Here is a 12704-nt window from a genome sequence, read left to right as displayed (position 1 = left end):
ACGAACCCGTGCGCGCCCCCAGGGCCCCGCTACCCCAACGCGTTCAGCACGTCGGCGACCAGGTCCTCGGTGCTCTCGCACCCGGCCGACAGCCGGATCAGCCCCTCCGGCACCGGGTCGCCCCACTGCGCGCGCCGGTCGGCGGTGGTGTGCAGCCCGCCGAAGCTCGTGCTCGCGGCGACCAGCTCGGACCGCTCCAGGAACCGCGCCACGGCGGCCTCGTCGGCGAGCACGAACACCAGAACCCCGCCGAACCGCCGCATCTGCCGCGACGCGACCTCGTGCGCCGGGTCGCCCACCGCGCCCGGCCAGCGCAGCCCGGTCACCGCCGGGTGCTCGCGCAGCGCCGCGTGCAGCGCCGCCGCGTTCGCCGCCTGCCGCTCCAGCCGCAGGTCCAGCGTCCCGAGCCCCCGGTGCGCGAGCCAGGTCTCGAACGGGCCGGGGATCGCGCCGCCGGTCGTGCGGGCGGCCCTGATGCGCTCCGCGAGCGCGGGGTCCGCCGTGGACACGTGCCCGAGCAGCACGTCGCTGTGCCCGGCCACCGCCTTGGTGTCGCTGGCCACCACCACGTCCGCGCCCAGCTCCAGCGGTCGCTGCCCGAGCGGGGTCGCCGTGGTGTTGTCCACCGCGACGAGCGCGCCGCACGCGTGCGCGGCCTCGGCCAGCGCGGCGATGTCGCACACGTCCAGACCGGGGTTGGACGGCGATTCCAGCAGCACCAGCCGGACGCCGTCGAACGACGGGTACGGCCCGGCCGTGGGGACCTCGCGCACCTCGACCCGCAGCTCGGCGGCCAGCGTCCTGGTCAGGTAGTACCCGTCGGACGGCACCACGAGCACGTCGCCGGGCGCGAGGACGGTGCGCAGCAGCGCCGAGATCGCCGCCATGCCGGACGGGAACAGCACGCACTCGCCGCCGTCCAGCCCGCCCAGCGCGGTCTCCAGGGCACGCCACGTCGGGTTGTGCGCCCGCCCGTACGTGTCGTCGCCGCCCAGCCGGTAGGGCGCGGCGAGCACCGGCCCGGCCAGGAACGGCTCCCCCGGCGCGACGGCGGCGCTGTGCACCACCCGCGTCCCGTCGCCCCAGCCCGTCCCGTCGCCCGTGCCGGTCCCGCCCATCAGCGCTCCGCCTTCGTCTCGCGGCCGAGCAGCGCGGCGGTCAGGACCCTCGGGTCCAGCCCGTCGTGGCACACCCGGCGCACCCCGTCGGTGATGGGCATGTCGACGCCGACCCGCGCGGCCAGCGCGTGGATCGACGTGCACGACTTCACGCCCTCGGCGACCTGCCCGTGCGCGGCCTCCTGGGCCTGCGCGAGCGTGTCGCCGCGCCCCAGCCTCTCCCCGAACGTGCGGTTGCGCGACAGCGGGGACGCGCAGGTGGCCACCAGGTCGCCGAGCCCGGCCAGCCCGGCGAGGGTGAGCGGGTCGGCGCCCAGCGCGGCGCCGAGGCGGGCGGTCTCCGCGAGGCCCCTGGTGATGATGGAGGCCATCGTGTTGTCGCCGAACCCGAGCCCGGCGGCCATGCCGCAGGCCAGCGCGATGACGTTCTTGCACGCCCCGCCCAGCTCGCAGCCGACGACGTCGGTGTTGGTGTACGGCCGGAAGTACGAGTTCGTGCAGGCGCGCTGGAGCTCGACGGCCCGGTCGTGGTCGGTGCAGGCGATGACCGTCGCGGTGGGCTGCTCGGCGCCGATCTCGCGCGCCAGGTTCGGCCCGGACACCACGGCGACCCGGTCCTCCGGCACGTCCGCGACCTCGCGCACCACCTCGCTCATCCGCTTGAGCGTGCCCAGCTCGACGCCCTTGGCCAGGCTGACCAGCGTCGCGTCCGGCGGCAGCGCGGGCCGCCAGGCGGCCAGGTTCTCGCGCAGGGTCTGGCTGGGCACGGCCAGCACCACGGCCCGCGCGCCGTCGAGCGCCTGCTCGGCGGACGCGGTGGCGGTGAGGTTGCCGGGCACCCGCACGTCCGGCAGGTAGCCGGAGTTGACCCGCGTGGAGTTGATCTCGTCGGCGACCTCGGGCCTGCGGGCCCACAGCGCGGTGGGGGTGCCGGAGTCGGCGAGCACCTTCGCGAACGCGGTGCCCCACGACCCGGCGCCCAGCACGGCGACGCGGTCCACGTCAGGCCTTCCTGGAGTGGTAGAAGCCCTCGGGGGCCTGCTCGTCGCGGACCTGGCCGAGCAGGTCCTTGACCTGGTGCATGATCAGGTCGGTGACCTGGCGCAGCTGCGGCAGGTCGTGCGGCTTGGCGCGGAACTCGGCCAGGTCGACCGGGTCGCCGAACCTGGTCACCACGGACTTGCGCGGGAACGGGCGGAAGCGCTTGCGGTAGTGGTCGTAGATGTCCCTGGTGCCCCAGCGGGCGGCCGGGATGACCGGGACGTCGTGCTCCAGCGCGAGGCGGGCGATGCCCGTGCGGGAGTGCATCGGCCAGCCCGCCGGGTCGCGGGTGATGGTGCCCTCCGGGTAGATGACGACCACGTGGCCCGCGTCCAGGGCCTCGTGGGCGGCGCGCAGCGACTGCTGGGCGTCGGAGGTGCCCCGGTAGACCGGGATCTGGCCGGTGCCGCGCAGGAGCCCGCCCACGACGGGGACGTTCCACAGGCTGTGCTTGGCCAGGAAGTGCGGCAGCCTGCCCTGCTTGTGGACGAGGACGGCGTCGTACACCGGGTCCAGGTGGGACACGTGGTTCATCACGAGCAGGACGCCGCCCTCGCGCGGCAGACCCGGTCCCTCGATGCGCCTGCCTGCCAGCAGCGCGCCTGCGGGGTAGAGGATCGTCGCGCCGACCCCCACCCAGAAGCCGCCCTTCTCCTTGGCCACTTGCTCCCCTCTCGGTCGTCGGACCCTGGATGCTCCCCGGAGGTCGCCGCCGGGTCCAGCGGGCATCGGGGAGTATGGCGGTGTGCGAGCGGACGTCGACCTGGTGGTGCCGGTGAAGAGCCTCGACCGGGCCAAGACGCGGTTGGAGGCGGGGACCGGCCGGAGGGCGCTGGCGCTGGCGTTCGCGCTGGACCTGGTGGGTGTGGCGCGGCGGGTGGCGCGGACGGTGCTGGTGGTGACGGCGGACCCGGTGGTGGCGGAGGAGCTGGCGGCGGCCGGGGTGGAGACGGTGGTGGGGCCGGAGGGGTTGAACCCGGCGCTGCGGCACGGGGCGGCGGTGCTGCGCGGGCGTGATCCGGGGTCGGTGGTGGGGGCGCTGCAGGCGGACCTGCCCGCGCTGCGCGAGACCGAGCTGCGGGCGGCCGTGGTGGAGGCGGGGGGCGAGCGGGCGTTCTGCGCGGACCGGCAGGGGACGGGGACGACGCTGCTGCTGTCGGCGGCGGGGCGGGACCTGGAGCCCGCGTTCGGCGGGCCGTCGGCGGCGGCGCACCGGGGTGGCGGGGCGCGGGAGCTGGCGGGTGACTGGCCGACGTTGCGGTGCGATGTGGACACGCTGGAGGACCTGGCGCTGGCCGCCGGGTACGGGTTGGGGGCGCGGAGCGCGGAGGTGTGGGCGCGGGTCCGGGTGGCGGGGTGAGTGGGTGAGTGGGGTGAGCGGGTGAGTGGGAGGCGCGGCGGGCGCGCGGTGGGCGGCAGGCACGGCGGGTAAGGCACGGCGGGCGGCGGGCGCGCGGCAGGCACGACGGGGGCGGCGGCAAGCGGCAGGCGCAGCAGGCACGGCGGGCGGCAGGCGCGCGGTTGTGCCAGGCGCACGACGGGGACGGCGGCGGGCGCGGCGACCGGGTCTGACAGCCAGCGGATGATGGATAACCCGCAGGCGTGGAACGGCGGTGGAGCGAGGCCGACCGGCTGGACTTCGCGGGCGAACGGGTCGGCGTCCCAGCACGGATCGGACGCTGGTGATGGATAACTCGCGCGTCCACGAGCGACGCCCGACCAACCGCAGGATCGCAGGCGACCAGGCTCGGCAGTTCGGGGACAGCGGCGGCACGGTGGCTTGCGCGGCAGCGACAGGACGGTTGCGACCAGCGGCACGATGGCTTGGCCGCTCGGCAGCGGCAGCGGCAGGACGGGTTGCGGCCAGCGGCACGGCGGCGGTGCGGCAGGAACGCGGTCACGGCGGTGGAACGGCAGCGCGGCCACAACGGCGGAACTGTGGCGAGGCGCGGGTGGGGCGGCAGCGCAGTCGCGGTGCGGGAGTGGCTTGGCGGTGAGGCCTGCGAGGCAGCGGCAGGGCGGCGCGGCGGCATCGGCACGGCGGCATCGGCGGTTCGACCACCGCGCGGCTGCGATCGGACGGCGCGGCGGGCAGCGCGTGACGGGGCTGCCCCGGCACCGCCAACCCCGCCCCACCCCCACCACCATGGGCTACCTTCCCCCCGTGCCCGAACGCCCCCGCCCCGAGCAGGCCACCGTCAGCCGCCACCTCCCCGACGGTTCCGCCGAGGTCCTGCGCGACGACGGCGTCCTCGTCCCCGTCCCCTCCCCCGCCGTCGACGCGGGCGGTTGGCGGGTGATCCGGCCCGGTCAGCGGGTGGCGCTGCGGCGGGACGCGTCGGGTTCCGTTGTCGCGCTGCTCCGCCCGGTGTGACCCGGAGTTCACCTCTTCGACGACTCGGATCAGCGCGGGCCGCCCCCATCTGGGGAACAATGCAGAGCGTGAGCACGGAGAACAGCGACCAGCAGCCGACTCCGAAGCGGCGGACACGTTCCGCGCGGACGAGTCCCACCACCGCCACCGGGCGCGCCTCGGGCGCGAGCCGCCAGCCCGCCGCGGCGACCCCGCGCAGGCGGCCCCGCCCCGCGACCCGGCGCAGCTCGGTGCAGCAGGTCGCCCCGCCGCCCGACGCTCCCCGCATCATCCCCGGCTCGCCGCCCGCCGCGACCAACGACTTCAGCACCGTCGACCTGCCGGACGACCGCTACTTCAACCGCGAGCTGTCCTGGTTGGACTTCAACGCCCGCGTGCTCGCGCTCGCCGAGGACTCGTCCCAGCCGCTGCTGGAGCGGGCCAAGTTCCTGGCCATCTTCGCCTCGAACCTGGACGAGTTCTACATGGTCCGGATCGCGGGCCTGAAGCGCCGCCAGGAGACCGGGCTGTCCGTGCGCAGCGCCGACGGCCTGAGCCCCAGCGAGCAGCTGAACAACATCTACAAGCGCACCCAGGAGCTGGTGGAGCAGCACGCCCGCGCGTTCCTGGACCACGTGGGCCCCGAGCTGGAGAAGCACGCGATCAGCATCGTGTCCTGGGCGCAGGTCACCGACTTCGAGCGGCTGCGGCTGTCGAACTACTTCACCGAGCAGGTGTTCCCGGTGCTCACGCCGCTGGCGGTGGACGCGGCGCACCCGTTCCCGTACATCTCCGGCCTGTCGCTGAACCTGGCCGTCATGGTCCGCGACCCCGAGGGCGGCATGGACCGGTTCGCCCGCATCAAGGTGCCGGACAACGTGCCGCGCCTGGTCCGCGTCGAGTCCGACCGCGCCAGCTCCAGCGCCACGTTCCTGCCCGTCGAGGAGCTCATCGCCGCGCACCTGGGCGACCTGTTCGCGGGCATGACGGTGCGCGAGTGCCACGCCTTCCGGGTGACGCGCAACGCGGACCTGGAGGTCGAGGAGGACCGGCACGAGGACCTGCTGCTGGCGCTGGAGAAGGAGCTGGCCCGCCGCCGGTTCGGCCCGCCCGTGCGCCTGGAGGTCGCGGGCGACATGACCGAGCACATGCTGGAGCGCCTGCTGCGCGAGATGGAGGTCGACGAGCAGGACGTCGTGCAGGTGCCGGGCCTGCTGGACCTGTCGTGCCTGTGGCAGCTGTACGGCCTGGACCGCAAGCAGCTCAAGGACCGGCCGTTCGTGCCGTCCACGCACCCCGCGTTCGTGGAGCGGGAGACGCCCAAGAGCATCTTCGCGACGCTGCGCGAGGGCGACGTGCTGGTGCACCACCCGTACGACTCGTTCTCCACGAGCGTGCAGCGCTTCATCGAGCAGGCCGCCGCCGACCCGCACGTGCTGGCCATCAAGCAGACCCTCTACCGCACCTCCGGCGACTCCCCGATCGTGGACGCGCTGATCGACGCGGCCGAGGCGGGCAAGCAGGTCGTGGCGCTGGTGGAGATCAAGGCGCGCTTCGACGAGCAGGCGAACATCAAGTGGGCGCGGGCGCTGGAGAAGGCGGGCGTGCACGTCGTCTACGGCCTGGTGGGGCTCAAGACGCACTGCAAGACCTCGCTGGTGGTGCGCCAGGAGGGCTCGACGATCCGCCGCTACTGCCACATCGGCACCGGCAACTACAACCCGAAGACGGCCCGGCTGTACGAGGACGTCGGCATCCTCACCGCCGAGCCCACGATCGGCTCGGACCTGACGGACCTGTTCAACGTGCTGACCGGCTACGCCAGGCAGGACCACTACCGCACGCTCATGGTGGCCCCGTACGGCGTGCGGCGCGGCATCGTGGAGCGGATCGAGCGGGAGATCGAGCACGCCCGCGCGGGCCGCCCGTCCGGCGTGATGATCAAGGTGAACTCCCTCGTGGACGAGGAGGTCGTCGACTCGCTGTACCGGGCGTCGATGGCCGGGGTGCCGGTGGACGTGATCGTGCGCGGGGTGTGCGCGCTCAAGCCGGGCGTGCCGGGGCTGAGCGAGAACATCCGGGTGCGCTCGATCCTGGGCCGGTTCCTGGAGCACTCGCGGCTGTTCCACTTCACCGGCTGCGGCGAGCACTGGATCGGCAGCGCGGACATGATGCACCGCAACCTGGACCGCCGGGTCGAGGTGCTGGTGCGGGTGACCGACCCGAGGCTGACCGGGCAGCTGGAGGCGGTGGTGGAGTCCGCGCTGGAGCCCACCACGCGCTGCTGGGTGCTCCAGCCGGACGGCGAGTGGGAGGCGTTCCCCGCCGACGGCGGCCGGGTGCGCGACCACCAGACCGAGCTGCTCCGCAAGCACAACGCGCTGGGGTGAGCGGTGGTCGACGAGGTGCGCCCGGTGATCCGGGCGGCGGGCGCGGTGCTGCGCGACGGGGACCTGGTGGCGGTGGTGCACCGGCCCCGCTACGACGACTGGTCGCTGCCCAAGGGGAAGCTGGACCCCGGTGAGACGGCGCCCGCGGCGGCGGTGCGGGAGGTCTTCGAGGAGACCGGGTTCCGCGCGGTGCTGGGCCCGTACCTGAAGGCGGTCCGGTACGCAATGGACGGCGTGCCGAAGGTCGTGGACTACTACGCGGCCGACGTGGTCGCGGGCTCGTTCGCCCCCAACGAGGAGGTGGACGAGCTGCGCTGGCTCTCGCCCGCCGAGGCGGCGGTGCTGGTGTCGCGGGACGAGGACCGGTCGGTGCTGGCCGCGTTCGCCGCGCTGCCCGCCGGGTTGCGGACGCTGCTGCTGGTGCGGCACGCCAAGGCCGGCAAGCGCGAGCACTGGTCCGGTGACGACGACCTGCGCCCGCTGAGCGCGGCGGGCTGGCGGCAGGCGCACGCGCTGCGCGGGATGCTGCCGCTGTGGGGCGCCTCGCGGGTGCACGCGGCGCCGAGGCTGCGCTGCGAGCAGACCGTGCGGGCGGTGGCGGACGACCTGGGCGTGCCGGTGCGCTCGGAGCCCGCGCTGACCGAGGAGGGCTACTGGCCGGACCGGGACGCGGCGGTGGCGCGGGTGGCGCGGCTGCTGGAGGAGGACGACGGGGTGCCGGTGGTGTCCTCGCAGGGCGGGGTGATCCCGGACCTGGTGGAGTCGCTGGCCGCGCTGGGCGGGGTGGCGCTGGAGGACGGCAGGACGCCGAGCAAGAAGGGCAGCGCGTGGGTGCTGTCGTTCCGGCCGGGCGAGCCGGGCTGGTCCACTTCGGACCCGGTTTCCCGGTGGCCGCGCCTGGCCGCCGCGCACTACCTGCCGACGGCGTTGGGCAAACCGCTCTCCTGAGCCGAATGGGTCGCCCCGGTGTGGCGCCCGCAACAGTGCGGGGTGGAATCGCCGTGCGTCCGCCGGGTTTTCCACGGATGGCGGAATGAGGGGTCGGGTGGCGCTTTCCACCTGACCCCGGCGGTAAATCGGTTGCGCGCGACCGGCAATCGGACCGGGGTTTCAGCCGGGGGAAAAGCGGGCACCGACCGTCCGGTTGAGCCGGACCCCCTCGCCCGTTAGTCGCGGACCGCTCGGCCGTTAGTGGCGCGAGAGCGGTGCGGGAGTGGGCGGCGCCACTTCGACAAACCGATGCGGTTAGCCCGGTGCGACCGGGGAACGCGCGCGGGCAACGACGCGGGAACAGACGCACGACGCCTTTGCGGAACAGCGCGGCGACTTCGGTCGAGTGGCGGGGGAAAGCGCGGACAGGACGACGTTCGCGCAGGTCAGCGGCATGATCAACATTTAACGGGATGCTGCGGGAATTGCGGGGAACCGTTGTCGGCCGCGCGCGGGCCGAGCGGGGCGGTGGCCGCAGGACCCCCGAGAGGGCCGCCCACCAGCCCGAAGGCGGCTCGGGCACGAGGTGAGACGCGGGTCCGGCACAGGGGTGTGGGACAGGCGGGGCGCGGTGCGGGCAGGAGACGGACGAGACGCGGGCGGGGCGCGGGCAGGGCGCGGGCAGGGCGCGGACCTGGACGCGCGGCGAAGCGCTGGCCTGGACGGACGAGCGGGGCTCGGTCGAGCCGCGCGAGCAGCCACGAGGCCAGGGAGCTAGGGCCCGGAGCGCAGGAACCGCTCAGCGGCCCCACAGGGCCCAGCGGGCCGCCACCCCTACTCGGCACACCACCCAGGAGCCTCCAGGACGTCCTGGGGCCGTTGGGCGGCCGATCACGCGGCGGACGATCTCCGCGGCCCACGTTCGGCGGACAGCGCGGCGACCACCACCGGCCCCGCCCCACCCGCACCCGAGGTCCCCCACCGCCCGAACAGCCCAGGAACAGGCCACCGGCCATCCCGGACAGCAGGCTCCCGAGCAAGCCCCACAGGCCCGAGCAGCGGGCAGGCCCTCGACGCCTCGATCGACCAGCGGCCCACCTGCCTCGAACAGCGCCAGGACAACCGCTCCCGGCCCAGGCAGCAGGCCCCCGGAGCAGACCTCTCCGGCCCCGACTGACCACCAGCTCACCCCCGAGCGGCCCCGGATCAGGCCCGGCCACCCCACCGACCCGCCGCCCCCACCGGCCCCCGGACAGCGACGAGCCCCGGCAGGCCGTTGGCCTCCGGGGCTCCGCTGCACCGCGAATCCAGTTGTGGAAAGCACCTCCGGTCCCCTCCCGCGCCCCACCGGGGCCGCTCGGGTTCCGGAACTCCCGCGCGCACGGGCGGGTTCCCCCGCCGCTCGCGCGGGCCACCGCTCGCACGCCCCCGACCTCGCGCGATGTCCTCATCGGTCTCCCGACTCGGTCGTCCCGCCCGGCCGGAACGCGGTCCCGGCAGCGGCAAGCCCCGGCAGCCTCGCGTTGGCTCCCAGGGCTTCCCAACGGCGCATCCCCGCGCGGTCCCGGTCCGGTCGCCTGACGCGACAGCCCACCGGTCCGAACACCGCCTCGGCGGGGTGCTCGCGGTCCTCCCGCTCACGCGGGAGGAACCGGCCCGCTCCGCCGCACCAGGGCCGCGGAACGGGCGCGGCTCACTTCTTGGCGGCCGTGGTGGTCTTCCGCGTGGTGGTGCGCTTCGCGGCGGACGTCTTGGCGGCCGGGGTGGCCTTCGCGGCGGGCTTCTCGGCGGTCGCGGCGGCGGCCGGGGCGGCCGTCTTGGCGGCTGCGGCCGTCTTGGCGGCTGCGGCCGTCTTGGTGGAAGCCGCCTTGGTGGCGGTGGCCTTGGCCGGAGCGGCCTTGGTCGCGGCCGGCTTGGTCGCGGTGGCGGAGGTGGACGCGGCCTTGGTGGCGGCGGCCTTCGTCGTGGTCGTGCGCTTGGCGGTGGTCGCCGTCTTCGGCGCCGCCTTGGTGGCGGTGGCCTTGGTGGCGGGCGCCTTCGCGGCGGTGGTCTTGGCGGCCGGGGCGGCCTTCGCCGTGGTGGCGGAGGTCTTGGCGGCAGCGGTGGCGGTGCGACGGGCGGGCGCCTTCGTCGCGGCGGCGGCGCGCGTGGTGGTGCTGCGCGTGGCACGCGTGGTGGTCGCCTTGGCAGCGGGCGCCTTGGTGGCGGTCGCGGCGGGCTTCGCGGCGGTCGTCGTCGCCTTCGCGGCGGTGGCGGTCGCGGCCGGCTTCACGGCGGTGACGCGGGGCAGCTTCTTCGCCCCGCTGATGACGTCCTTGAACGTGGAACCCGCGCGGAACGCGGGAACGTTGGTCTTCTTGACCTTCACGGTCTCACCGGTGCGCGGGTTCCGCGCCGTGCGTGCCGCGCGAGCGCGCTTCTCGAAGACGCCGAAGCCCGTGATGTTGACCTTCTCGCCCTTGTGGACGCTCCGGACGATGACATCGACGATGCCGTCAACGGCGGCGGCTGCGTTCTTCTTGTCGCCAAGGCGCTCGGCGAGCGCCTCGATGAGCTGGGCCTTGTTCACCGTCAGTCCCTCCCAGGACGCTCACGGCCCTAGTCGGGCCGACTGAAGGCCACGGTAAGCCCATATGCAAGGAAATACCAATCGCCACGCCAATATTTTCGTTGCGGGGCGGGCAATTGCGCCCTGTTGAGGGACAGGGGAGGCGTCCGGAGGGGTGCGTCCGAGGGAGCGATTCCCCCTGGGGGAGGGGGAATCGCTCCCCGTTCACTAGCTCGCGGGCCGCACCTCGGTGTCCGGCAGCCAAGCGGCTCGGGTGGACTCGAACTCCGCGATGGAGTCGGAGTGCCGCAACGTCAACGCGATGTCGTCCAATCCCTCCAGCAACCGCCAGCGGGTGTAGTCGTCGATGTCGAAGCGGGCCGTGAAGTCCTTCGCCGACACCGTCTTCTGCTCCAGGTCGACGGTGACCGAGGTGCCCGGCTCGTTCTCCAGGACCTTCCACAGCTGCTCGACATCGGACTGCTCGCACTGCGCCGCGACGAGGCCCTGCTTGCCCGAGTTCCCCCGGAAGATGTCGGCGAAGCGGGACGAGACCACCACCCGGAAGCCGTAGTCCATGAGCGCCCACACCGCGTGCTCGCGGGAGGAGCCGGTGCCGAAGTCCGGTCCGGCGACCAGGACGCTGCCCGCGCGGAACGGCTCCTGGTTGAGCACGAAGTGCTCGTCGCCGCGCCACGCGGCGAACAGCCCGTCCTCGAAGCCCGAGCGGGTGACCCGCTTGAGGTAGACCGCCGGGATGATCTGGTCGGTGTCCACGTTGGACCGGCGCAGCGGGACGCCGACGCCGGTGTGCGTGCTGAACGCTTCCATTCGCTTGCCTCTTCTCAGACCAGGTCGGCGGGGGACAGGTCGGCCGGGGACGACAGGGTGCCGCGCACGGCGGTGGCGGCGGCGACGAGCGGCGACACCAGGTGCGTGCGACCGCCCTTGCCCTGCCTTCCCTCGAAGTTGCGGTTGGAGGTGGACGCGCTGCGCTCGCCCGGCTTCAACTGGTCCGGGTTCATGCCCAGGCACATCGAGCACCCGGCCTGGCGCCACTCGGCCCCGGCCGCCTGGAACACCTCGTGCAGCCCCTCGGTCTCGGCCTGCGCGCGCACGCGCATCGAGCCGGGCACGACCAGCATCCGGACGCCGTCGGCGACATGGTGACCGCGCAGCACGTCCGCCGCCGCGCGCAGGTCCTCGATTCGTCCGTTCGTGCAAGAGCCGAGGAACACCGTGTCCACGCGGATGTCGCGCAGCGGCGTGCCCGCCTCCAGACCCATGTACGACAGCGCCTTCTCGGCGGCGACGCGCTCGTTCTCGTCCGCGATCGCCTCGGGGTCCGGCACGCTCGCGCCGAGCGGCAGGCCCTGGCCGGGGTTGGTGCCCCAGGTGACGAACGGCGTCAGCTCGTCCGCGTCCAGCGTCACCTCGGCGTCGAACTCCGCGCCCTCGTCGGTGGCGAGCGTCGACCAGTACTCGACGGCGGCGTCCCAGTCGGCGCCGGACGGCGCGTGCGGGCGGCCCTTGATGTAGTCGAACGTCGTCTGGTCCGGCGCGATCATGCCCGCGCGCGCGCCCGCCTCGATCGACATGTTGCAGACCGTCATGCGGGCTTCCATGGACAGCGCGGAGATCGCCGATCCCCGGTACTCCAGCACGTACCCCTGGCCGCCGCCGGTGCCGATCTTCGCGATGACGGCGAGGATGACGTCCTTGGCCGTGACGCCGGGCTTGAGCGCGCCCTCGACGTTGATCGCCATGGTCTTGAAGGGGCGCAGGGGAAGCGTCTGCGTCGCCATCACGTGCTCGACCTCGGACGTGCCGATGCCGAACGCGAGCGCGCCGAACGCGCCGTGCGTGGACGTGTGGCTGTCGCCGCACACGACCGTCATGCCCGGCTGGGTCAGCCCGAGCTGCGGTCCCACCACGTGCACGATCCCCTGCTCCGCGTCGCCCATGGGGTGCAGCCGCACCCCGAACTCCGCGCAGTTGCGCCGCAACGTCTCCACCTGCGTGCGCGACACCGGGTCGGCGATCGGCAGCTCGATGTCCACCGTGGGCACGTTGTGGTCCTCGGTGGCGATCGTGAGGTCGGCCCTGCGCAGCCGCCGACCGGCCAGCCGAAGCCCGTCGAACGCCTGCGGACTGGTCACCTCGTGCAGCAGGTGGAGGTCGATGTAGAGCAGGTCGGGCTCAGCGCCGCTGCCGTGGCGCACGACGTGCGCCTCCCACACCTTCTCCGCGAGCGTGCGGCTCATCTCAACTCCAAACTCCAAGGGCGAGCAACAAGAAGACAGCTCTGGACTTCCCAATCAATG

10 protein-coding genes are annotated in these 12704 nt (G+C 73.9%); 4 read left to right on the top strand and 6 right to left on the bottom strand.

Annotated elements, in window-relative coordinates:
* Nucleotides 1–29: 29 nt before the first annotated feature.
* Genes LV78_RS09365 through LV78_RS09355 form a run of 3 tightly spaced genes read right to left on the bottom strand, consistent with a single transcriptional unit; the run spans nt 30 to nt 2822 of the window.
* Nucleotides 30–1118 (bottom strand): cystathionine gamma-lyase, encoded by a 1089-nt coding sequence (locus LV78_RS09365; RefSeq protein WP_253844437.1) that lies wholly within the window; start codon nt 1116–1118, stop codon nt 30–32.
* Nucleotides 1118–2119 (bottom strand): NAD(P)H-dependent glycerol-3-phosphate dehydrogenase, encoded by a 1002-nt coding sequence (locus tag LV78_RS09360; protein ID WP_253844435.1) that lies wholly within the window; start codon nt 2117–2119, stop codon nt 1118–1120. The genes LV78_RS09365 and LV78_RS09360 overlap by 1 nt, the downstream gene beginning before the upstream one ends.
* Before the next feature lies 1 nt (nt 2120).
* Nucleotides 2121–2822: a lysophospholipid acyltransferase family protein gene (locus LV78_RS09355; protein ID WP_253844433.1), complete on the bottom strand. Its 702-nt coding sequence runs from the start codon at nt 2820–2822 to the stop codon at nt 2121–2123.
* Between the two features lie 82 nt (nt 2823–2904).
* On the opposite strand from LV78_RS09355, the gene cofC reads away from it, so the two are divergent.
* The 4 genes from cofC to LV78_RS09335 all read left to right on the top strand — a co-directional run bounded on the left by cofC (nt 2905) and on the right by LV78_RS09335 (nt 7850).
* Nucleotides 2905–3519 (top strand): 2-phospho-L-lactate guanylyltransferase, encoded by a 615-nt coding sequence (gene cofC / locus LV78_RS09350; RefSeq protein ID WP_253844431.1) that lies wholly within the window; start codon nt 2905–2907, stop codon nt 3517–3519.
* A gap of 804 nt (nt 3520–4323) precedes the next feature.
* On the top strand, nt 4324–4533 hold the full coding sequence (locus LV78_RS09345; RefSeq protein WP_253844429.1) for a hypothetical protein: 210 nt from the start codon (nt 4324–4326) through the stop codon (nt 4531–4533).
* Nucleotides 4534–4592: 59 nt separating this feature from the next.
* A complete protein-coding gene (locus tag LV78_RS09340; protein ID WP_253844428.1) occupies nt 4593–6902 on the top strand; it encodes an RNA degradosome polyphosphate kinase in 2310 nt (769 codons plus the stop codon).
* A 15-nt stretch (nt 6903–6917) separates the two neighbouring features.
* On the top strand, nt 6918–7850 hold the full coding sequence (locus tag LV78_RS09335; RefSeq protein ID WP_253844911.1) for an NUDIX hydrolase: 933 nt from the start codon (nt 6918–6920) through the stop codon (nt 7848–7850).
* A 1675-nt stretch (nt 7851–9525) separates the two neighbouring features.
* Here the strand turns inward: LV78_RS09335 and LV78_RS09330 are convergent.
* The 3 genes from LV78_RS09330 to leuC form a co-directional block, all read right to left on the bottom strand.
* Nucleotides 9526–10401, bottom strand: a complete 876-nt coding sequence (locus tag LV78_RS09330) for an HU family DNA-binding protein (RefSeq protein ID WP_253844426.1) — start codon at nt 10399–10401, stop codon at nt 9526–9528.
* A gap of 207 nt (nt 10402–10608) precedes the next feature.
* A complete protein-coding gene (leuD, locus tag LV78_RS09325) occupies nt 10609–11211 on the bottom strand; it encodes a 3-isopropylmalate dehydratase small subunit (RefSeq protein ID WP_253844424.1) in 603 nt (200 codons plus the stop codon).
* Between the two features lie 14 nt (nt 11212–11225).
* The gene (gene leuC, locus LV78_RS09320) at nt 11226–12644 is read right to left on the bottom strand and encodes a 3-isopropylmalate dehydratase large subunit (RefSeq protein ID WP_253844421.1); all 1419 of its coding nucleotides are present in this window, start codon (nt 12642–12644) and stop codon (nt 11226–11228) included.
* Nucleotides 12645–12704 lie beyond the last annotated feature (60 nt).

The sequence above is a fragment of the Actinosynnema pretiosum genome (assembly GCF_024171695.1).
GTDB classification, from domain to species: Bacteria; Actinomycetota; Actinomycetes; order Mycobacteriales; family Pseudonocardiaceae; genus Actinosynnema; species Actinosynnema pretiosum.
This window is presented reverse-complemented; position numbering and strand designations above follow the sequence as displayed.